Origin of the sequence: Streptomyces sp. NPDC006207 (assembly GCF_040613835.1) — a bacterium.
Taxonomy (GTDB): Bacteria; Actinomycetota; Actinomycetes; order Streptomycetales; family Streptomycetaceae; genus Actinacidiphila.
This window is the reverse complement of sequence record NZ_JBEXSX010000105.1, coordinates 1-20117: the sequence shown is the minus strand read 5'-3', so window position 1 is coordinate 20117 and position 20117 is coordinate 1. Positions and strand designations below refer to the sequence as shown.

At 72.5% G+C, this 20117-nt stretch carries 21 protein-coding genes and 1 riboswitch; of the genes, 12 read left to right on the top strand and 9 right to left on the bottom strand.

Features of this window, described 5'->3' with window-relative positions; all coding sequences use genetic code 11:
- Window positions 1-339 (top strand): catalase-related domain-containing protein (locus tag ABZ312_RS43155; RefSeq protein ID WP_500440050.1); only part of this gene is annotated, 339 nt, incomplete at its 5' end.
- Between the two features lie 77 nt (window positions 340-416).
- Here the strand turns inward: ABZ312_RS43155 and ABZ312_RS43150 are convergent.
- Window positions 417-806, bottom strand: coding sequence for a CBS domain-containing protein (locus ABZ312_RS43150; RefSeq protein WP_500327911.1), 390 nt, complete (start codon window positions 804-806; stop codon window positions 417-419).
- Window positions 807-948: 142 nt separating this feature from the next.
- Window positions 949-1746, bottom strand: coding sequence for an FIG domain-containing protein (hisN, locus tag ABZ312_RS43145; RefSeq protein ID WP_499513856.1), 798 nt, complete (start codon window positions 1744-1746; stop codon window positions 949-951).
- A 161-nt stretch (window positions 1747-1907) separates the two neighbouring features.
- On the opposite strand from hisN, the gene ABZ312_RS43140 reads away from it, so the two are divergent.
- On the top strand, window positions 1908-2534 hold the full coding sequence (locus tag ABZ312_RS43140) for a TetR/AcrR family transcriptional regulator (protein WP_500327909.1): 627 nt from the start codon (window positions 1908-1910) through the stop codon (window positions 2532-2534).
- A gap of 40 nt (window positions 2535-2574) precedes the next feature.
- Here the strand turns inward: ABZ312_RS43140 and ABZ312_RS43135 are convergent, their stop codons facing one another.
- The 4 genes from ABZ312_RS43135 to ABZ312_RS43120 form a co-directional block, all read right to left on the bottom strand.
- Entirely contained in the window at window positions 2575-2898 is a 324-nt protein-coding gene (locus ABZ312_RS43135; RefSeq protein WP_361798116.1) for a DMT family transporter, read from the bottom strand.
- Between the two features lie 65 nt (window positions 2899-2963).
- Complete coding sequence (gene rsgA, locus ABZ312_RS43130; protein WP_499513858.1) at window positions 2964-3965, bottom strand: ribosome small subunit-dependent GTPase A; 1002 nt, start codon at window positions 3963-3965, stop codon at window positions 2964-2966.
- Window positions 3966-3968: 3 nt separating this feature from the next.
- Window positions 3969-5315, bottom strand: coding sequence for a 3-phosphoshikimate 1-carboxyvinyltransferase (gene aroA, locus ABZ312_RS43125; protein ID WP_499513859.1), 1347 nt, complete (start codon window positions 5313-5315; stop codon window positions 3969-3971).
- An 86-nt stretch (window positions 5316-5401) separates the two neighbouring features.
- Window positions 5402-6097 (bottom strand): M50 family metallopeptidase, encoded by a 696-nt coding sequence (locus ABZ312_RS43120; RefSeq protein ID WP_500327908.1) that lies wholly within the window; start codon window positions 6095-6097, stop codon window positions 5402-5404.
- Window positions 6098-6151: 54 nt separating this feature from the next.
- Here ABZ312_RS43120 and ABZ312_RS43115 point away from each other — a divergent pair, with 54 nt between their 5' ends.
- The 9 genes from ABZ312_RS43115 (at window position 6152) to ABZ312_RS43075 (ending at window position 14232) form a co-directional block, all read left to right on the top strand.
- Complete coding sequence (locus ABZ312_RS43115) at window positions 6152-6967, top strand: SOS response-associated peptidase (RefSeq protein WP_500327907.1); 816 nt, start codon at window positions 6152-6154, stop codon at window positions 6965-6967.
- Window positions 6968-7005: 38 nt separating this feature from the next.
- Window positions 7006-7638: an alpha/beta hydrolase family protein gene (locus ABZ312_RS43110; protein WP_500328042.1), complete on the top strand. Its 633-nt coding sequence runs from the start codon at window positions 7006-7008 to the stop codon at window positions 7636-7638.
- Between the two features lie 232 nt (window positions 7639-7870).
- On the top strand, window positions 7871-8530 hold the full coding sequence (locus ABZ312_RS43105) for a sigma-70 family RNA polymerase sigma factor (RefSeq protein WP_375819388.1): 660 nt from the start codon (window positions 7871-7873) through the stop codon (window positions 8528-8530).
- Entirely contained in the window at window positions 8527-8847 is a 321-nt protein-coding gene (gene rsrA / locus ABZ312_RS43100; RefSeq protein WP_499513862.1) for a mycothiol system anti-sigma-R factor, read from the top strand. The genes ABZ312_RS43105 and rsrA overlap by 4 nt, the downstream gene beginning before the upstream one ends.
- Before the next feature lie 120 nt (window positions 8848-8967).
- Window positions 8968-10269 carry an HD-GYP domain-containing protein gene (locus tag ABZ312_RS43095; protein ID WP_500440051.1) on the top strand — a complete coding sequence of 434 codons (1302 nt, stop codon included), beginning with the start codon at window positions 8968-8970 and terminating at the stop codon, window positions 10267-10269.
- Window positions 10266-11477: an HD-GYP domain-containing protein gene (locus tag ABZ312_RS43090; RefSeq protein ID WP_500358593.1), complete on the top strand. Its 1212-nt coding sequence runs from the start codon at window positions 10266-10268 to the stop codon at window positions 11475-11477. Before ABZ312_RS43095 ends, ABZ312_RS43090 begins: the two co-directional genes overlap by 4 nt.
- Window positions 11478-11709: 232 nt before the next feature.
- Window positions 11710-12681: a tetratricopeptide repeat protein gene (locus ABZ312_RS43085; RefSeq protein WP_499513864.1), complete on the top strand. Its 972-nt coding sequence runs from the start codon at window positions 11710-11712 to the stop codon at window positions 12679-12681.
- Between the two features lie 72 nt (window positions 12682-12753).
- On the top strand, window positions 12754-13374 hold the full coding sequence (def, locus tag ABZ312_RS43080) for a peptide deformylase (RefSeq protein WP_499513865.1): 621 nt from the start codon (window positions 12754-12756) through the stop codon (window positions 13372-13374).
- Window positions 13375-13440: 66 nt separating this feature from the next.
- A complete protein-coding gene (locus ABZ312_RS43075; protein WP_500358592.1) occupies window positions 13441-14232 on the top strand; it encodes a hypothetical protein in 792 nt (263 codons plus the stop codon).
- A gap of 55 nt (window positions 14233-14287) precedes the next feature.
- Here the strand turns inward: ABZ312_RS43075 and ABZ312_RS43070 are convergent, their stop codons facing one another.
- Together ABZ312_RS43070 and ABZ312_RS43065 are read right to left on the bottom strand one after the other, a co-directional pair.
- Window positions 14288-15298, bottom strand: a complete 1011-nt coding sequence (locus ABZ312_RS43070; protein ID WP_500327901.1) for a ribonucleotide-diphosphate reductase subunit beta — start codon at window positions 15296-15298, stop codon at window positions 14288-14290.
- The gene (locus ABZ312_RS43065; RefSeq protein ID WP_500327900.1) at window positions 15298-17682 is read right to left on the bottom strand and encodes a ribonucleoside-diphosphate reductase subunit alpha; all 2385 of its coding nucleotides are present in this window, start codon (window positions 17680-17682) and stop codon (window positions 15298-15300) included. The genes ABZ312_RS43070 and ABZ312_RS43065 overlap by 1 nt, the downstream gene beginning before the upstream one ends.
- 130 nt (window positions 17683-17812) lie before the next feature.
- Window positions 17813-17972: riboswitch (cobalamin riboswitch) on the bottom strand.
- 247 nt (window positions 17973-18219) lie between these two features.
- On the opposite strand from ABZ312_RS43065, the gene ABZ312_RS43060 reads away from it, so the two are divergent.
- A complete protein-coding gene (locus ABZ312_RS43060; RefSeq protein WP_500358590.1) occupies window positions 18220-19191 on the top strand; it encodes a GlxA family transcriptional regulator in 972 nt (323 codons plus the stop codon).
- Between the two features lie 57 nt (window positions 19192-19248).
- Here the strand turns inward: ABZ312_RS43060 and ABZ312_RS43055 are convergent.
- A partial coding sequence (locus tag ABZ312_RS43055; protein ID WP_500440049.1) for a sodium:solute symporter family transporter occupies window positions 19249-20117 on the bottom strand: 869 nt, incomplete at its 5' end.

Sequence of the window (20117 nt, the reverse complement as noted above, 5' to 3'; positions counted from 1 at the left end):
TACGACGGCCGCCACGGCGGGGCCAGGAACTACGAGCCGAACAGCTTCGGCGGCCCGGCGCAGACCGGCCGTCCCCTGTGGTCGGCCACCGCGGTTGCCGGGTACGCCGGCAACCACGAGGCGCCTTCGCACGCCGAGGACGACGACTTCGTGCAGGCCGGCAACCTCTACCGGCTGATGTCGGAGGAGGAGAAGGAGCGCCTGGTCGCCAACCTCTCCGGATTCATCGCCAAGGTGTCGCGCGACGACATCGCCGAGCGCGCGATCGGCAACTTCCGCCGTGCCGACGAGGAGTTCGGCAAGCGGCTGGAGGCCGCCGTCCAAGCCCTGCGCGGCTGACGGGCGTCCGTCCCACAGACCCGGAGGGGACCGGGTGCGTCCAGGCACCCGGTCCCCTCCGATCCATGTCCGGGCCGTCAGCCGGCCAGGGCGCGCGCAGGCTGCCAGCAGCGCACGATGTCGCGTACGGAGACCATGCCGACCGGGTTGCGGTCGTCCAGCACCACCAGGTGCCGGAAGCCGCCGCGTACCATCGCGGCGGCCGCCTCTTCGAGGGTCCACTGGGGCGCGGCGAAGACCACGTCGGTGGTGGTGTGGGCGGCGGCGAGTTCGAGGTCGGGGTCGAGCCCCGCACCGATGGCGTTGAGGATGTCGCGCTCGGTCAGGATGCCGAGACCGCAGGTGTCGGGATCGAGTACCACCGCCGCGCCCACCCGTCGGGCGGACATCAGCCGGGCGGCCTGGCGGAGGGTGTGGGCGGGACCGACCGTGAGAACGACCGTGCTCATGGCGTCGCGTACGAGCATGGGATACCCCTCGGGCTGCGTCGTGGCCGTCTTGAGAACCGTTTCACAAATGCACAAGCTCACGCATTCTCATGTTCACATGCGCCGCGGTCCGCAGCAAGGGGCGCGCGGAGGGTGATCGGTAGTGTGAGGGGTCGGTCGATTACGGGCGGTTCAGGAAGTCGAGCATGTCCTCGTGCAGCAGCCCGTTGGACGCCGCCGCGTTCCCGCCGTACGGTCCCGCGGTCCCGTCCAGGCTGGTGAAGCGCCCTCCGGCCTCGCGCACGATCACCTCGTTCGCCGCCATGTCCCACAGGCTCAGTTCGGGCTCGGCGCAGATGTCCACGGCGCCCTCGGCGACCATCATGTAGGGCCAGAAGTCACCGTAGGCGCGCGTCCGCCAGCAGGACCGGGTCAGGTCGAGGAAGCCGTCCAGGCGGCCCTGCTCCTCCCAGCCGCTCAGCGAGGAGTACGCGAAGGAGGCGTCCGCCAGCCGGCTGACCTGCGACACCCGCAGCCGCGTGGCCGAGGACAGGCTGCGCCCGGTGTACGCCCCGCCACCCTTCACCGCCCACCAGCGGCGCCCCAGGGCGGGCGCGGACACCATGCCGACCACGCCCTCGTCGCCCCGCTCCCCCCGCACCATGAGCGCGATCAGGGTGGCCCACACGGGCACCCCGCGGACGTAGTTCTTGGTGCCGTCGATCGGGTCGACGATCCAGCGGCGCGGACCGCTGCCCTCCGTGCCGTACTCCTCGCCGAGCACGGCGTCGCGCGGCCTGGCCCGCCCGAGCTGACTGCGGATCAGTTCCTCGGCGCGCTTGTCCGCCTCGCTGACCGGCGTCATGTCGGGCTTGGTCTCGACCTTGAGGTCCAGGGACTTGAAGCGCTCCATGGTGGCGGCGTCGGCGGCGTCGGCAAGGATGTGCGCCAGGCGCAGATCGTCGTTGAAGTCCGGCATGGAGCGAACAGTATCGATCGCGGCAGGTCGAGGTCACGCAGGGTGCGCGGGGAGGGTTGACACGGACCGACGGCCCGTCAATTCTGGCCCACGGCCCCCTGAGGCCGCCCGGTACCGGTGGAGACCGCTTGAGACCCGCTTGAGACCGCTTGGAGGCGATCGTGCCGACAGCGCGTGAATCACTCCTGGACGCGGCGCTGTCCGCACTGGGCGACCGCTCGTGGGCGACGATCAGGATGGTCGACGTCGCGGCCACGGCCGGGGTGTCGCGGCAGACCCTCTACAACGAGTTCGGCACCAAGGAGGGGCTCGCGAGAGCCCTGGCGAGGCGTGAGGCGGAGGCGTTCCTGGCGGGCGTGGAGCGCGCCCTGGACGCCGCCGGGCGGCAGGGCGCCGACGCCGGCGACTGCTTCGCCGCCGCGACCGCCTGGACCTTGCACAGTGCCCGCCGCAGCCCGCTGGTGCGCGCGGTCCTCACCGGCTGCCGCGGGGACCGGGTCCCGGCGGCGGCCGTCGTGCCGGTGCCGGTGCCGCGGCTGCCGGGGCGGCGGCAGCGGGGGGACGACGCCCCGCTCGCCCCGGCCGAACTCCTCGACGGCTTCCGGGCGCGCGCAGCGACCGTGCTGGGGCGGCGCTTCCCCAGACTCGACCGGGCCGAGGCCGACTGGGCCTGCGAGGCCGCGGTGCGTGTCACCGTCTCCTACGTCGTCGCGCCCGCGGCCTCCGACGAGGAGGCGTGCCGGCGGGTCGCCCGGCTGGTCCGGGGGCTGCTCCAGCGCGGCTGGTGACGGGCGCGGCCCGGCCCCCGGTGCGGACCGGCCGGGGCGGTCAATGGGTGGAGCCGGAGAGCTGGAGCCCGATGACGCCCAGGACGACCAGGCTGATGGAGATCAGCTTCAGGGTCGAGACGACGTCGCCGAGGAAGGCCATGCCGTAGATCGCGGTCCCGGACGCCCCGATGCCGGTCCACACCGCGTACGCGGCTCCGACGTCCAGCTTCTTCAGGGCGAGCGTGAGCAGGCCGAAGCTGCCGAGCGCGAAGGCGCAGAACGCGATGGTCGGCCACAGACGGGTGAACCCGTGGGAGAGCTTGAGGCAGACCGCGAAGCCGGTTTCGAGGAGTCCAGCGACCACCACGAGGAGCCAGGCCATCGAACGCCCTCCCGTTTCCGTCTGTCGATGAGCGATCATCACACAGCATGCCCGGAAATGGGGTCTCAGTCCCCTTCCTTGCGCTCACGCGTCGCGAGCAGCCGCCGCAGCGAGAACAACCGGGCGGGTTCCGCGTGCCCGTCGGCGACCCAGGCGTCCAGCGCGCAGTCGGGTTCGTCGTGGCTGCAGGCCCGCGGACAGTCCTCCGTGCCCGGCTCCAGGTCGGGGAAGGCGTGGATGACCCGGGACGGATCGACGTGGTGGAGGCCGAAGGAGCGCACCCCCGGGGTGTCGATGACCCAGCCCTCCGCGCCGCTGAGCGGCAGCGCGAGCGCCGAGGTGGTGGTGTGCCTGCCCCGTCCGGTGACCGCGTTGACGAGGCCGGTCGCGCGCTGACGCTCCACCAGGGCGTTGACCAGGGTGGTCTTCCCGACGCCGCTGTGGCCGACGAAGGCGGTGATCCGGCCCTTGAGGTGCTCGCGGACGGCCGCCGTCGCGTCGGCGTCGAAGTGCTCGTGGCTGGTGACGACGTAGGGGACGCCCAGGGGCGCGTACGTCTCCAGCAGCGTTTCCGCCGAGGCGAGATCGGACTTGGTGAGCACCAGCAGCGGCTCGAGCCCGGCGTCGTACGCCGCCACCAGGCAGCGGTCGATGAGCCGGGGGCGCGGCTCGGGGTCGGCGAGGGCGGTGACGATGGCGAGCCGGTCGGCGTTGGCGACGACGACCCGCTCGTACGGATCGGTGTCGTCGGCGGTGCGGCGCAGCACCGAGCTGCGCTCCTCGACGCGCACGATGCGCGCCAGCGTGTCCTTCTCACCGGACAGGTCGCCGACGATGCCGACCCGGTCGCCGACCGCGATGCCCTTGCGGCCCAGTTCGCGGGCCTTCATCGCGGTGACCGTGCGGTCCTCGACGAGGCAGGTGATGCGGCCGCGGTCGATGGTGAGGACGAAGCCCTCCTCGGCGTCCTCGTGCTTGGGCCGGATGCTGGTGCGGGGGCGGTTGCCCTTGCGGTTCGGGCGGACCCGGACGTCGTCCTCGTCGGTGTGCTTGCCGTAGCGCCGCATGGTTCAGGCCCGCACGGGGGACGCGGAGGCCGCCGGTGCCGTGCCCAGCATGGCCGTCCACATCTCGGGGAAGTCGGGGAGGGTCTTGCCGGTGGTCGCGACGTTCTCGACCCGTACGCCGTCCACGGCGAGGCCCAGGACGGCGCCCGCGGTGGCCAGCCGGTGGTCCTCGTAGGTGTGGAAGACGCCGCCGCGCAGCGGCCGCGGCCGGATGCGCAGTCCGTCCTCGGTCTCGGTGACGTCGCCGCCGAGCTCGTTGATCTCCTTGCTCAGCGCGGCCAGCCGGTCGGTCTCGTGCAGACGCAGGTGCCCCACGCCACGCAGCACGGACTCGGAGTCGGCGAGCGCGGCGACCGCCGCGATGCCGGGCGTGAGTTCGCCGACGTCCGACAGGTCGGCGTCGATGCCGTGGATCCGGCCGGATCCGGTGAAGACCAGGCCCGTGTCCGTCAGCTCGCACGAACCGCCCATCCGGGTGAACAGCTCGCGCAGCGCGTCACCGGGCTGGGTGGTGCGCCGCGGCCAGTCGGGGATGACCACACGGCCGCCGGTGACCAGCGCGGCGGCGAGGAAGGGCTGGGCGTTGGAGAGGTCCGGCTCGACGGTGAGGTCGACGCCGAGCAGCGCGCCGGCGTCGACCCGCCACACGTCGGGCTCGCCGCCGTTCTCCGGGGTGTCGACCTTGGCCCCGGCGTGCCGCAGCATCTCCACGGTCATCTTGATGTGCGGCAGCGACGGCAGCGTCGGGCCGGTGTGCCGCACCTCGACACCCTGGTTGAAGCGGGGGCCGGACAGCAGCAGGGCACTGACGAACTGGGAGGACGAGGACGCGTCGACCGACACCGGGCCGCCGTCCAGCGCCCCGCCGCCGTGCACGGTCAGCGGCAGCGCGCCGCGGCCCTCGTCGTCGATGCGGGCGCCCAGGGTGCGCAGCGCGTCGATGACCCCGTTCAGCGGGCGCTCGTGGCTGCGCGGGTCGCCGTCGAAGTGCACCGGGCCGTCGGCGAGCGCGGCGACCGGCGGCAGGAACCGCATCACGGTGCCGGCGTTGCCGACGTCGACGGAGGCCGGACCGTGCAGCCCCGCCGGGATGACCCGCCAGGCCTCGCCGCCGTAGGGATTGACCACCTCGTCGATCTGGACGCCCATGGTGCGCAGCGCGTCGGCCATCAGCACGGTGTCGCGGCTGCGCAGCGGGCGGCGCAGCCAGCCCGGCTCGGAGGCGAGCGCAGCGAGCACCAGGGCGCGGTTGGTGACCGACTTGGATCCGGGCACGGTGACCGTCGCCTGGACGGGGGCGGACGCGAGCGGCGCGGGCCACAGGGCGGTGTGCGCGGGGTTACCGGTCATGACCCCCAGCGTAGTGGCTCAAGGAGAAGGCGAATCGCTCACAAAGCGGACGAAACCTGAAGGAAACAGATACCCGCTCGCAAGGCCTACAGACCCACCAGCCAGCGGCCGCCGCCGAACAGCGACAGCAGCGCCACCGCGTAGAACAACAGCATCCACAGTGCCGCCGGGGTGTGCGTCAGCCGGGCCAGCTGGTCCGCGTCCGATCCGGGCGCCGCACCACCGCGCCGCTTGCGCTGGAGCTCCAGGACCGGCCGTACGCCCCCGAACAGCAGGAACCACACCACCAGGTAGGCGAAGGCCGCCTGGACCCCGGGCTCGGTCAGCCAGGACACCAGCAGGAAGAGGCCGCCGGTCACGAAGACGGTCAGCACCCCGTACGCGTTCCTGATCATCACCAGCATCACCAGCAGCAGGGCCGTCGCCCCCCACAGCAGTGCCGTGATGTGCCCCGCCGCGAGCAGCAGGGCCCCGCCGAGGCCCAGCAGGGACGGCGCGGTGTAGCCGGCCGCCGCGGTGAGGATCATGCCGAGGCCGTACGGCTTGCCGCGGGAGACGGTCAGGCCCGAGGTGTCCGAGTGCAGCCGGATGCCCTGCAGACGGCGTCCGGACAGCAGGGCGACCAGGCCGTGGCCGCCTTCGTGGGCGATCGTGATCGCGTTGCGGGACAGCCGCCACAGGACGTGCGGCAGCACCGCGGCGAGGGCGACGGCCGCCGTGGCGCCGACCAGCCAGGGGGAGGGCGCGGGCTGGGTGCCGAAGATGGAGTCGAAGAGCTGCACGGTTCCGCACCATACGACGGCCTGCTGTGTCCGCGCCGTGGCAATCTGGCACTCATGTGCGGTCGATATGCAGCGAGCCGGGGGCCCGAGGATCTCGTCGGGCTCTTCGACGTGCGGAAATGGGATCCCACCGAGGCTCTGGACCCCAATTGGAACGTCGCGCCGACCGACAGCACCTACGCGGTGCTGGAGCGGCCCGACAAGGAGACCGGCGAGATCGTGCGCCAGCTGCGCACCCTGCGCTGGGGGCTGGTGCCGAGCTGGGCCAGGACGCCCGACGTCGGCGTGAAGATGATCAACGCCCGTGCCGAGACCGTGCACGAGAAGTCCTCCTATCGGCGCCCCTTCGCCTCACGCCGCTGCCTGCTGCCCGCCGACGGCTACTTCGAGTGGGTCACCGGCAAGGACGAGCGGCAGCTGGAGGAGGAGGGGAGGAAGAAGCGGTCCCGCAAGCAGCCGTACTTCGTCACCCCCGTCGACGGCTCCGTCTTCGCGATGGCCGGGCTGTACGAGTTCTGGCGCGACCGCACCCTGCCCGACGAGCACCCGCGCGCCTGGTGGGTCACCTGCACCGTCATCACCACCGAGGCCGAGACCAAGCCCTTCGCCGACGCCGACGAGCGCCCCGGCGGCCCGCGCTCCCTGGCCGAGATCCACCCGCGCATGCCGCTGTGGATCACCCCGGAGCACTGGGACGACTGGCTCGACCCCGCGCGCACCGACGTCGCGGACCTGCGCGGCCTGCTCGTGCCGCCGCGGCCCGGCCTGCTGCGCGCGTACCCCGTGCGCACCGAGGTGAGCAACGTCCGCAACAACGGGCCGGAGCTGGTCGAGCCGATCGAGGCGCCCGAGGAGGCGACGCTGTTCTGACCGCCCGCGGTGCCAGACTGGCCGCTGTGAGCGAGATCATGGAGACCGTGCCGACGCCCGTGGGGGACGCCCGCGTCACCTGGCACGGGGCCCGCCGGCCGCGCGCCGTCGTGGCGCTGGGCCACGGTGCGGGAGGCGGCGTCGAGGCCCGTGACCTGCAGGCCCTGGCCGCTGCCCTGCCGCCGCGCGGCTGGACGGTCGCGCTGGTGGCGCAGCCATGGCGGGTGGCCGGCAAGAAGGTGGCGCCCGCACCGAAGACCCTGGACACCGCGTGGACGGCGCTGTGGCCCGCACTGGCCCGGCCCGGCCTGCCGGTCGTCGCCGGCGGCCGCAGCGCGGGGGCCCGCGTCGCCTGCCGTACGGCGGTGGAACTGGGCGCGGTCGCGGTGCTGGCGCTGTCCTTCCCGCTGCACCCCCCGGGCAGGCCGGAGAAGTCCCGGGCCGGCGAGCTGACGGGCGCCGGGGTGCCGGTCCTGGCCCTGCAGGGCGGGCGCGACCCCTTCGGCCGCCCCGACGAGTTCCCGGAGGGGCACGAGCCGGTCGAGGTGCCGTACGGCGACCACGGGTTCGCCGTGCCGAAGTCCGCCGACCTCACCCAGGAGGCAGCACTCAGCGTCATCACGGACGCGGTGCTGGGCTGGCTGGAGGAACTGCCCCCGCTTCGGGAATGAGCGGTGCGCGACCCGTGTTGTGCGAGGCGTCCACGCGAAAGAACGTACGCACAGTGAGGAAGGCAGCCGGATGGTCAGAGCCGAGTGCCGCGCCCGTGCCGAGGCGCCCTACCTGTCGTGGCCGGAGTGGCCGGCGATGGGCGGGGCGGACAGGAACAGCGCGCCGATCCCGCCCGGGATATCCTCCGATGGCGTGGGGTCCGCTTACGGCCCCGTGACCGTCGTGGAGGAGGTGGGTCCGGTCAGCGGCAACGACGACAGCCCGTCCGAGGTGCCTGAGGTGCAGGTGGCTCCGGAGTCCGACGTCGAGCGCAGCGCGCGCTTCGAGCGGGACGCCCTGGAGTACCTGGACCAGATGTACTCGGCGGCGCTGCGCATGACCCGCAACCCGGCCGATGCCGAGGACCTGGTGCAGGAGACGTACGCGAAGGCGTACGCGTCGTTCCACCAGTTCCGTGAGGGCACCAACCTGAAGGCGTGGCTGTACCGCATCCTCACCAACAGCTTCATCAACTCCTACCGCAAGAAGCAGCGCGAGCCCCAGCGCAGCGGTACGGAGGAGATCGAGGACTGGCAGCTGGCCCGCGCCGAGTCGCACATGTCGACGGGTCTGCGCTCCGCCGAGTCCCAGGCCCTGGACCACCTTCCCGACTCGGACGTGAAGCAGGCGCTGCAGGCGATCCCGGAGGAATTCCGGATCGCGGTCTATCTCGCGGACGTCGAGGGCTTTGCCTACAAGGAGATCGCCGACATCATGGGAACCCCCATCGGTACGGTGATGTCCCGTCTGCACCGGGGGCGGCGGCAGCTGCGTTCGTTGCTGGAGGACTACGCGCGGGAGCGCGGGCTCGTCCCGGCGGGCGCGGGAGATGAGAAGGGCTCGGGCACATGAGCTGCGGCAACCCGCATGAGACGGACTGCTCCGAGGTACTCGAACACCTTTACGAGTACCTGGACAACGAGATGTCCGACGACGCCTGCGCCAAGTTCAAGCAGCACTTCGACGAGTGCCACCCTTGCTTGGAGAAGTACGGCCTCGAGCAGGCCGTCAAGAAGCTGGTCAAGCGCTGCTGCGGGCACGACGACGTGCCCACGGACCTGCGGTCCAAGGTGCTCACGCGGATCGAGCTGATCCGCGCGGGCGAGGTGGCGCCGGTGCCGGAGCCCGCGGACGGCGGCAGCACGCCGACCGGTTTCCCGGCCGGCTGACGCAGCCCGTACAGGCAAGCCACCCGGGATCACCCGAAGGCGGGAATCGCGGGCGCTCGCCCACCGCGCGACGGCCGTGCCCCTAGCCTCTGTGGGGTGCGTGCGAAGCGGACGGTCGGGATGCTCCCCGCGGCGGCGCGGGTGTACATCCCGCTCGTCGTGGTGTCGGCGTGCGGCGCCCTCGTCACCGGCCCCCACGAGGGCACTCCCTGGGCGACCGCGGCCGTGCTGGCGGTGGTCTACGCGGCAGGGGAACGGACGGGGGCGTCCCTGCCCCCGGTGCTCTTCGCGGCCGCGCTCCTGCTTCCCCCGGGCGCGGCCGCACTCGTCGCCGTGCCCGGTGGCCTCCTCGCGCCGGTCCGGGGCGAGCCGGGCCCGGTGCGCCGGGTCTGGCACGCCGCGCAGCTCGCCCTGGCCACCGCCGCCGCAGCCCAGGTCCGGGACGCCTTCGGGGAAGGCGACTTCGCGCGGTTGCCGGGACTGCTGGTGCCCGCACTGGCGGCCGTCCTCGCCTTCTGCCTCTACTCCGCCGCCCTCACCGCCGGCGTGCTGATCACCGCCGAGCGCACCGCCCCGGCCGTGGCCCTTCGGGAGGCCCTGCTCGAACCGCTCGCCCCACACCTCACCTACGGCCTGGTGGGGCTCATGGCCGCGGTGCTCTGGCAGGGCCCGTACGGGGCCGTGGCCGCGGTCCTCGCCCTGCTGCCGACGCACATCGCCCGCTGGGTCGTCGGGCAGGCGCGCCGCGAGCGGGCCGCGCACCAGGCGACGGTGCGGGCGCTGGTGCAGGCCGTGGAGATCAAGGACCGCTACACCCGGGGCCACAGCGAGCGCGTCGGCCGGGCGTCGGCACTGATCGCCCGCGAGATCGGACTGCCGCCCGAGCGGGTGGAGGCCCTGCGGCTGGCCGGCATCCTGCACGACATCGGCAAGCTGGGGGTGCCCACCCGGGTGCTGCGCAAGGACAGCCCGCTCACCCCCGAGGAGCGGCGGATCATCGAGCTGCACCCCGGCTACGGCCACGAGATGGTGCGCGGCATCGCCTTCCTCGACGACGCCCGCACCGCGATCCTCCACCACCACGAACGCCTCGACGGATCGGGCTACCCGTATGGCCTGGCCGGCGAGGCCATCCCGTCCTCGGCGCGGCTGGTGGCCGTGGCGGACGCCTTCGACGCGATGACCTCCACGCGGGCCTACCAGGCCACCCGCGGAATCGACGACGCGCTGGGGGAGCTGCGCCGCTGCGCCGGCAGCCACTTCGACCCCCTCATGGTGCAGGCCCTGATCCGCGCCGTCCGGCGGGACGGCTGGAACCCGGCGGTCACCGCCGACGAGCCGGAACCCTTCGCCCCCGCGCAGACCCGGCGCCACGCCCGCCGCGAGGCCCCGCCCGGCCGTACCTTCGAGCCGCGCCCGTGAGCGCCTCCGGACGCCGCGGAGGCGGCGACCACCGGCGCCGGCGCAGACGCACGCCGTTGGTCGTGCTCGCCGTCCACGGGGTGGCGCTCGCCGTGGGCGGCGCCGCCCTGGTCTGGACGGCGTCGCACGGCGTCGCCGATCCCGCGGCGGCCGCCGCGTTCGGGGCGCTGGTCGTCGTCGGCGAGGCCTTCCGGATCCCGGAGCCAGAGGGACGGGAGGCCGCCCCCGTCGCCTTCGCCGGGGCCCTGGCGTACGCGCTGCTCGCGGCCGAGGCGGTGGCGGTGGTGGTGGCGGTCTCCGCCGCCGCGGTGATCGCCGGGCAGTTGAGGGGCGCGCCACGGGACGCGGCGGTGCGGCGCGTGCTGACGGTGGCGTTCGCCGCGGCGACCGGGCAGCCGCTCTACGGCGGCAGCGGCGGCCATCCGGGCTACGCCGTCCTCCTGCTGGCCAGCACGATCCTGTGCGACGCCGTGCTGGCCGCCGTGCTGGGCGCCGCCCGCACCGGGCATCCCTTCGCCTCCGTCCTCCGCGACGAACTGGCCGTCCTGCCGGGCGTCGGCTCCGCCGTGTGCGCCGGCGGGGTCGTGCTGGCGCAGGCCGAGCAGGCGGCCGGGCTGTGGGCGCTGCCCGTGTGCGGGGTGCCGCTGCTGCTGACGCAGACGGCCTTCCGGCGGCACGCGGCGATCCGGGCCACCCATCGGGAGACCATCGCCTCACTGGCCAGGGCCACCGAGGTCGCCGGCTACACCCCGGTGGGGCACGCCCGCCGGGTCAGCGAGCTCAGCCACGCCATGGGGCGGGAACTCGGCCTGGGCGGACGGTCGCTGGCGGCCCTGGAGCACGCCGCGCTGATGCACGACATCGGCCAGCTCTCCCTCGTCGACCCCGTGCCCGGCGGTGCCACCTCGTCCCTCGATCAGGTGGAACGCCGCCGCATCGCCCTGCTCGGCGCGGAGGTCGTACGCCGGACGGGTGCCCCCGAGGAAGTCGCGCGGATCGTGGAGGGACAGGCCGATCCGTACCGGGAGCAACCGCTCGCGGGACGCATCGTGCGTACGGCCAACGCCTACGAGGACCTGGCCGGAGGCGGCACCGCCGTGGGCCGGGGGCTGCAGGCGCTGGAGCGGTTACGCCTCGATACCGCGCACGAATACGACCCTCGCGTGGTCGAGGCGCTGACCAGGGTCGTTGCCCGGGCCGGGCAGTGAACCCACCGGTAATGAGCGGGCGCACCAAGGGGCATGGTTGGATGCCCGCAGGGGCGCAGAGCGCTCAAGAGGCGCACCATGGCGGCGATGCTGCCAAACCGACGCGCCCGGCCGTGTGTGACAGGCCCTGCCGATGGCAAGGAGGACTGATGAGCACCGCTGAGCACGGGACGTGGGGGGACGGACGGGGCACCGTGGGGCACCAGCGAAAGCGAACGGCAGGCGGGACACCTTGAGGATCTTCGGCAGGGCACGGCACCGGCCCTCCGCCACGTGGCGGCAGGCGACCGACCGGGCGTTCACGTTGATCAGCGACGGACGGTACGAGGACGCCGGTGCGCTGCTGATCCGTGCGGCCGACCTGGAGCCCTGGCGTTCGGAGTCCTGGTACAACCTCGCGCTGCTGCACAAGTTCCGGCACGACTGGGAGCAGGCCCGCACCACCGGTCTGCGGGCCGTCGCCCTGCTGGACCGCGCGCCCGGCGCCCCCGACTGGTGGAACGTCGGCATCGCCGCCACCGCCCTGCAGGACTGGCCGCTCGCCCGCCGCGCCTGGCAGGCGTACGGGCTGCGGCCCGACGCGTCAGGGACCGGCCCCGTCGAGATGGAGCTGGGCAGCTCGGCGGTGCGGCTCTCCCCGGAGGGCGAGGCCGAGGTGGTCTGGGGCCGCCGGATCGACCCGGCCCGCATCGAGGTGCTGAGCATCCCGCTGCCGTCCTCCGGCCGCCGCTGGGGCGAGGTCGTGCTCCACGACGGCGTCCCGCACGGCGAGCGGCGCACCGCCGGCGGCGCCACGTACCCCGTCTTCGACGAGATCGAGCTGTGGGCGCCCTCGCCGGTGCCAACCTGGCTCGTCCTGCTGGAGGCGGCGACCGAGTCGGACCGCGACGCCCTGGAGCAGCTCGCCGCCGACGCCGGGTACGCGGCCGAGGACTGGTCGTCCTCCGTACGGCTGCTCTGCCGCACCTGCTCCGAGAGCCGCATGCCGACCGACGACGGCTCCGACGCCTCCCGCGACCCGCACGACCAGGGCGAACCGGGCCACCCGGGCCACCTCAGCCACCGCACCCCCGGCGCCCTGTGGGCCCCCGAGCGCGAGTGCGGCATCGCCGCCCCGGTCGGCCTGGTGCGCGGGCTGCTGGACAGCTGGGTCGCCGACAGTCCGGACACCCGGGACTGGCGTGATCTCGAAGAGGTCTGCTGACACCGTCGCGGGCACGTACCCTTGATGGGCTATTGAGCTTTGGAGAAGCCCCAGGAAGGCGTACGACGGACCATGTCGCAGCAGGAGACCGAGCAGACCGCATTCACCGACGACGTGACGGACGCGGAGGAGCGTGAGGCCGCCCACCGCGAGCGCGGCACCGTCCGCCCCATCACGGTCGTCGGCAACCCGGTGCTGCACCAGCCGTGCAAGACGGTGACGTCCTTCGACGACGAGCTGGCCACGCTGATCGACGACATGTTCGCCAGCCAGCGCGCCGCCGAGGGTGTCGGCCTCGCCGCCAACCAGATCGGCGTGCCCCTGCGGGTCTTCGTGTACGACTGCCCGGACGACGACGGCGTCCGCCACGTCGGCCACGTGGTCAACCCCGTCGTCGACGACCTCCCCGCCGAGCGCCGCGTCCTGGACGACGGCAACGAGGGCTGCCTGTCCGTGCCGGGCGCCTACGCCGAACTGCCGCGCCCCGACTACGCGGTCTGCCGCGGCCAGGACCTGCACGGCAACGACGTCGTCATCGAGGGCAAGGGCTTCTTCGCGCGCTGCCTGCAGCACGAGACCGACCACCTCAACGGGTACCTCTACATCGACCGGCTCTCCAAGCGGGACCGCAAGGACGCGCTGAAGCAGATGGCGGAGCTGACGCCGAAGTACGAGACCGTCCCGAACGACTGATCGGTTCCTGCCGTTAACCTGTTCGTCCCCCGGCATGATCGCGCCGGGGACGAGCAGGGGAGGGACATGCGACACAGAGCGCTGACGGCCGCGGCGGCGGGTGCTGCGGCGATGGTGGTCCTGACGGCGCCGGCCGCGCACGCCGAGGGGCGGGGGGACATCCGGGTCATCAAGACCGTGGTGGACCACGGCACCAATGTGATCGTCGGGACGAAGAAGACCGTCGAGTTCCCGGTCGCCATGACGATCAGGGACAACTCGGGGATCAAGAAGGTCTCGCACGTGAGCGCCTTCAACACGAAGAACGGGTTCGGACCCGTCGACTGGACCGGCACCCGCTGCGAGAAGAAGAGCGCCACCACGTCGGTGTGCACGGCCACGATGACGATCCACCCGGAGTGGATCCGGCCGTACGGCGAAGGCGGGATCGAGGGCTGGAACGCCAACCAGGTCGCGGGCGTCTGGCAGGTCAACGCCACGGTGAACGCGAACGACCGTGACTACTGGATCAGCGACAACATCGCCCGGTTCAAGGTGAAGCGCGCCTCGGTGCTCACCACCGACGCGGGCCCGGAGCCGGTCGCCAAGGGCGGCAAGCTCACCGTCAAGGGCAAGCTCACGCGGGCGAGCTGGCAGAGCCTGAAGTACTGGGGCTACGCGGGGCAGCCCGTGAAGCTGCAGTTCAAGAAGGCGGGCTCCACGAAGTGGAGCACCGTCAAGACGGCGACCACGAGCAGCAACGGCTCGCTGAGCACCAAGGTGACCGCCACCGCGGCGGGCAGCTGGCGCTGGTTCTTCCCGGGCACGACCACGACGGCCCAGGTGACCTCGGCCGCCGACGCGGTCGCCCTGAAGTGACGGCGAGGGGGCCCGGCCGGCCGGGCCCCCTCGTTCGTGCATCCCGCGGCGCGGATCAGAAATCGTCGTCGAAGGAGACCGAGCCCTCGACCGCCACCTGGTAGGCGGAGGCGCGGCGCTCGAAGAAGTTGGTCAGCTCCTGGACGTTCTGCAGCTCCATGAAGGAGAACGGGTTCTCCGAGCCGTAGCGGGCCGGCAGGCCGAGGCGGACCAGTCGCTGGTCGGCGACGCACTGCAGGTACGCGCGCATGGAGTCGGTGTTCATGCCGGGCAGGCCGTCGCCGCACAGGTCGCGGGCGAACTGGAGCTCCGCCTCGACGGCCTCCTCCAGCATCGCGGTGACCTGCTTGCCCATCTCCTCGTCGAAGAGCTCGGGCTCCTCCGCGCGGACGGTGTCGACGACGTGGAAGGCGAAGTCCATGTGCATCGACTCGTCGCGGAACACCCAGTTGGTGCCGGTGGCGAGCCCGTGCAGCAGGCCGCGCGAGCGGAACCAGTAGACGTACGCGAAGGCGCCGTAGAAGAACAGGCCCTCGATGCAGGCCGCGAAGCAGATCAGGTTGAGGAGGAAGCGGCGGCGGTCCTCCTTGGTCTCCAGGCGGTCGATGGACTCCACCGAGTCCATCCAGCGGAAGCAGAACTGCGCCTTCTCGCGGATGGAGGGGATGTTCTCCACGGCCGCGAACGCGGCCGTGCGCTCCTCGGGATCGGGCAGGTAGGTGTCGAGCAGCGTCAGGTAGAACTGGACGTGCACGGCCTCCTCGAAGAGCTGCCGCGACAGGTACAGCCGCGCCTCGGGGGAGTTGATGTGCTTGTACAGGGTCAGCACCAGGTTGTTGGCCACGATCGAGTCGCCGGTGGCGAAGAAGGCGACCAGACGGCCGATCATGTGCTGCTCGCCGGGCGAGAGCTTGGCGAGGTCGGCGACGTCGGAGTGGAGGTCGACCTCCTCCACGGTCCAGGTGTTCTTGATCGCGTCGCGGTAGCGCTCGTAGAAGTCCGGGTAGCGCATCGGACGCAGGGTCAGCTCGAAGCCCGGGTCGAGCAGTCTCTTGGTGGGGCTCATCACTGGCAGGCCTCGCAGGACTCGGGGTTCTCAAGGGAGCAGGCGATCGCGTCGGCGTCGGGCGTCGTCTGCTGGAGCGGGATGGGGGCCGCCGCGCGGGCGGACTGGGCGATGCGGGTGGCCGGGCGGGAGCGCAGGTAGTACGTCGTCTTCAGGCCCTGCTTCCAGGCGTACGCGTACATCGAGCTGAGCTTGCCGATGGTGGGCGCGGCCATGAAGAGGTTGAGCGACTGGCTCTGGTCGAGGTACGGCGTACGGGCCGCGGCCATGTCGATCAGGGCGCGCTGCGGGAGCTCCCAGGCGGTGCGGTACAGCTCGCGGACGTCCGCGGGGATCCAGTTGAAGCCCTCGACGGAGCCGTTGGACTCGCGCAGGGCGTCGCGGGTCTGCGCGTCCCAGACGCCGAGCTTCTTCAGGTCGTCCACCAGATAGGAGTTGACCTGCAGGAACTCACCGCTGAGCGTCTCGCGCTTGAAGAGGTTGGAGACCTGCGGCTCGATGCACTCGTACACGCCCGCGATCGAGGCGATCGTGGCGGTCGGGGCGATGGCCAGCAGCAGCGAGTTGCGCATGCCGGTGGCGGCGACGCGGGCGCGCAGCGCCTCCCAGCGCTCGGGCCAGTTCTCCTCGGTGTCGTAGTGGTCCGGGTGGAGCACGCCGCGGGCGGCGCGGGTCTGCGACCAGGCCGGGTGCGGGCCGTGGCGCTCGGCGAGGTCGCAGGAGGCCTCGTACGCGGCGAGCATGATGCGCTCGGCGATCTTCGTGGACAGGGCCTTGGCCTCGGCGGAGTCGAAGGGCAGCCGCAGCTTGAAGAACACGTCCTGCAGGCCCATCGCGCCCAGGCCCACCGGGCGCCAGCGCTCGTTGGAGGAGGCGGCCTCGCGGGTCGGGTAGAAGTTGATGTCCACCACGCGGTCGAGGAACGTCACGGCGGTGCGGACGGTGGCGTCCAGCCGCTCCCAGTCGATGGCTTCCTCCCCGGCGCCGCCGTCTTCGCCCACGAAGGCGCCGAGATTGACCGAGCCGAGGTTGCAGACCGCGGTCTCGCCGTCGTCGGTGACCTCCAGGATCTCCGTGCAGAGGTTGGAGGAGTGGATCACGCGGCCGGGCTCGGCGGTCTGGTTGGCGGTGCGGTTGGACGCGTCCTTGAAGGTCATCCAGCCGTTGCCGGTCTGCGCGAGGGTGCGCATCATGCGGCCGTACAGCTCGCGCGCGGGGAGGGTCCTGCGGGCCAGGCCCGCGGCCTCGGCCTTGCGGTAGGCGGCGTCGAACTCCTCGCCCCACAGGTCGACCAGCTCGGGCACGTCGGCGGGGGAGAACAGCGACCAGGTGCCGTCGGTGTCGACGCGGCGCATGAACTCGTCCGGGATCCAGTGCGCCAGGTTCAGGTTGTGGGTGCGGCGCGCCTCCTCACCGGTGTTGTCGCGCAGTTCCAGGAACTCCTCGATGTCCGCGTGCCAGGTCTCCAGGTAGACGCAGGCCGCGCCCTTGCGGCGGCCGCCCTGGTTCACGGCGGCGACGGAGGCGTCGAGGGTGCGCAGGAACGGGACGATGCCGTTGGAGTGGCCGTTGGTGCCGCGGATCAGGGAACCGCGGGAGCGGATGCGGGAGTACGACAAGCCGATGCCGCCGGCGTGCTTCGACAGCCGGGCGACCTGGTGGTAGCGGCCGTAGATCGAGTCCAGCTCGTCCAGCGGGGAGTCCAGCAGGTAGCACGAGGACATCTGCGGGTGCCGGGTACCGGAGTTGAAGAGCGTGGGGGAGCTGGGCAGGTAGTCCAGCCGGCTCATCAGGCCGTAGAGCGCGGCGACCTCGTCCACCGAGCGGCCGGTGCGGTCCTCGGCCAGGCCGCAGGCGACGCGGAGCATGAAGTGCTGCGGGGTCTCGATGACCTGGCGGGTGATCGGGTGGCGCAGCAGGTAGCGGCTGTGCAGGGTGCGCAGGCCGAAGTAGCCGAAGCGGTCGTCCGCGCCGTCGGCGAGCGCGCCGTCGACCAGTGCGTCCAGCCGCGCGGCGTGCTCGGCGACGAAGGCGGCGGTGCCGTCGGCGATCAGGCCCTCGCGGTGGCCCACCGCGATGGACGTGGAGAACGACACGGCGCCCTCGCCCGCGGCCTCGTCGGCGACGGCGAGGGTGAGCAGGCGGGCGGCGAGCCGCGAGTACTGCGGGTCCTCCGCGATCAGCCCGGCGGCGGCCTCGGTGGCCAGCCCGCGCAGTTCCGCCTCGTCCGCCGTGGCGCTGCGGCCGCGCAGCGCGGCGGCGGCGACCCGGCCGGGGTCGGTGTCGGGGAGGTCTGCGGTCAGTTCCGTCAGGACGCGCAGCAGATCGGCTCCGGTTGAGGCAGGTTCCGATGCGGTGGCGGGTGCGGCGGGCGCGATGGTCACGTGTGCTCTCTCCCTCGTACGGCGGCGACGCGGAGGAGCGACGGGGCGCACGCAGGGCAGGCCAGGGCATGCCGCGGCGCGTCCGCCGGCCCAACCCGCGAGGCCCGGACACTTCACCGTCCGGACGGCGCGCCGGACGGTGCCGTCGGCAGGTACTCGGACTCGCGGGCACGCCTTCAGGCGCCCGCACACCGTTGCGGGGCAGTCCCGGATTCCCACCGGTTTCCCCTGCGGCGACAGCGGAGTTGAGCATACATCTAGTGGCACCCGCCCGTGACACCACCAGATGTTGTGTCGGTGCGGTTACACAGTGACGGACTCACCGGTGCCAGTCATGGCCGTCGCGGGAGTCGTGGACGTGCCCGGTCAGGGCGGCGAGGGCCAGGGTCAGGAAGAAGACCAGTGCGGTGACGGTGGCGAGGAAGGTTTCCATGCCTTCGACTGTGCTCCTCGTGCGACCCCGCCGGGAGTGGCAGGACCGACGTGCTACCTCGAAATCCTGCCACGCCCGCGCAGCCCCTCTGCCATCCTGGACGCATGCTGCAGAACGTGGCCGTGGTCCTGCTCGACGGTGTCCATCCCTTCGAACTCGGGGTGGTCTGCGAGGTGTTCGGAATCGACAGGTCGGACGACGGCCTGCCGGCGTACGACTTCGCCGTGGCGTCCGCGGAGGGCCCGACGCTCACGTCGCCCGCCGGGTTCACCATCGGCACCCGGCACGGGCTGGAACGGCTGGAGGAGGCCGACCTGGTCGCGGTGCCCGCCGGGGACTCCTACGTGCGCCGGGAGTACCCGCCGGAGCTGCTGGAGGCGCTGAACCGCGCCGTCGGGCGCGGGGCGCGGGTGCTCAGCGTCTGCTCGGGGGTCTTCGTGCTGGCCGCCGCCGGGCTGCTGGACGGCCGCCGCTGCGCCGCCCACTGGCGGCACGCGGAGGAACTGGCGCGGCGTCACCCCCGGGTGCGGGTCGAGCCCGACGTGCTGTACGTGGACGAGGACCCGGTGATCACCTCGGCCGGCACCGCCGCCGGGATCGACGCCTGCCTGCACCTGGTCCGCAAGGAGCAGGGCAGCGACGTGGCCAACGCCATCGCCCGGCGCATGGTGGTGCCCCCGCACCGCGAGGGCGGCCAGGCGCAGTACGTCGACCGCCCGCTGCCGCGCACGCGCTGCGACACCGTGGGCGAGGTCCTGGCGTGGATGGAGCGCCACCTGGACCGCGAGGTCACCGTCGACGAGCTGGCCGCCCGGGCGCACATGTCGCCGCGCACCTTCGCGCGCCGCTTCCAGCAGGAGACCGGCACGACGCCGTACCGCTGGCTGCTGGGCCAGCGGGTGCTGCTGGCACGGGAGCTGCTGGAGGGCACCGACGAGACGGTGGACGCCGTCGCCGCGCGCGCCGGTTTCGGCAACGCGGCGACCCTGCGGCACCACTTCGCCCGCTGGGTGGGCACCACCCCTCAGGCGTACCGCCGCACCTTCCGCTGCCCGGAGCCGGCCCGTACGGCATGACGACGGGCCGCCGCCCCGTCCCAGGGCGGCGGCCCGCGATCGTGGCCGGAGCGGCGGTCAGTGGCCGGCGCCCACCGGCAGGTCCTTCTGCACGCCGGGGTCGCCGGCGTCGGCGGTGAAGTCGGCCTTGCTGGTCTCGTCCACGCCCTCGGGGGCCTTCAGGGCCCGCAGGACGAAGGTGAGGACGACGGTGACCGCCAGGTTGAGCACGAAGGCGGTCAGGCCGATGTAGCCGATCTGGCCGATGACGGGGATGGTGTCGGAGGAGCCGCCGAAGTGCTTCTGCGCCGGGCTGGCGACGCCGTAGGCCACCCAGGTGCCGTAGACCATGCCGACGGCCCAGCCCGCCAGCAGTGCCCAGCGGTGGAACCAGCGGGTGAACAGGCCGCCGACCAGGGCCGGGAAGGTCTGCAGGATCCAGATGCCGCCCAGTAGCTGGAAGTTGATCGCGACCGTCTTGTCCATGGTGAGGACGAAGATCAGGGCGCCGACCTTGACCAGCAGCGAGACCACCTTGGAGACCTGGGTCTCCTGCGCGGGGGTGGCGTCCGGTTTGAGGAAGTCCTTGTAGATGTTGCGGGTGAACAGGTTGGCCGCGGCGATCGACATGATCGCCGCCGGCACCAGCGCGCCGATGCCGATCGCGGCGAAGGCCACGCCCGCGAACCAGGACGGGAACATGTTCTCGAACAGCTGCGGGATCGCCAGCTGGCCGTTGTAGCCCTTGACCCCGGCCCCGACACCGCTGGCCAGCGCCATGAAGCCGAGCATCGCCAGCAGGCCCAGCATCAGCGAGTACAGCGGCAGGACGGTGGTGTTGCGGCGGATGACGTCGCGGCTGCGGCTGGAGAGCACGGCGGTGATGGAGTGCGGGTACATGAACAGCGCGAGCGCCGAGCCCAGTGCGAGGGTGCCGTAGGCCCACT

Bases quoted from the DNA above. Each gene is read 5' to 3' on its own strand.
- ABZ312_RS43150 (WP_500327911.1), bottom strand. From the start codon at position 806: ATGCTCGTACGCGACGCCATGAGCACGGTCGTTCTCACGGTCGGTCCC.
- hisN (WP_499513856.1), bottom strand. From the start codon at position 1,746: ATGCCGGACTTCAACGACGATCTGCGCCTGGCGCACATCCTTGCCGAC.
- ABZ312_RS43135 (WP_361798116.1), bottom strand. From the start codon at position 2,898: ATGGCCTGGCTCCTCGTGGTGGTCGCTGGACTCCTCGAAACCGGCTTC.
- rsgA (WP_499513858.1), bottom strand. From the start codon at position 3,965: ATGCGGCGCTACGGCAAGCACACCGACGAGGACGACGTCCGGGTCCGC.
- aroA (WP_499513859.1), bottom strand. From the start codon at position 5,315: ATGACCGGTAACCCCGCGCACACCGCCCTGTGGCCCGCGCCGCTCGCG.
- ABZ312_RS43115 (WP_500327907.1), top strand. From the start codon at position 6,152: ATGTGCGGTCGATATGCAGCGAGCCGGGGGCCCGAGGATCTCGTCGGG.
- ABZ312_RS43110 (WP_500328042.1), top strand. From the start codon at position 7,006: ATGGAGACCGTGCCGACGCCCGTGGGGGACGCCCGCGTCACCTGGCAC.
- rsrA (WP_499513862.1), top strand. From the start codon at position 8,527: ATGAGCTGCGGCAACCCGCATGAGACGGACTGCTCCGAGGTACTCGAA.
- ABZ312_RS43095 (WP_500440051.1), top strand. From the start codon at position 8,968: ATGCTCCCCGCGGCGGCGCGGGTGTACATCCCGCTCGTCGTGGTGTCG.
- def (WP_499513865.1), top strand. From the start codon at position 12,754: ATGTCGCAGCAGGAGACCGAGCAGACCGCATTCACCGACGACGTGACG.
- ABZ312_RS43075 (WP_500358592.1), top strand. From the start codon at position 13,441: ATGCGACACAGAGCGCTGACGGCCGCGGCGGCGGGTGCTGCGGCGATG.
- ABZ312_RS43070 (WP_500327901.1), bottom strand. From the start codon at position 15,298: ATGAGCCCCACCAAGAGACTGCTCGACCCGGGCTTCGAGCTGACCCTG.
- ABZ312_RS43060 (WP_500358590.1), top strand. From the start codon at position 18,220: ATGCTGCAGAACGTGGCCGTGGTCCTGCTCGACGGTGTCCATCCCTTC.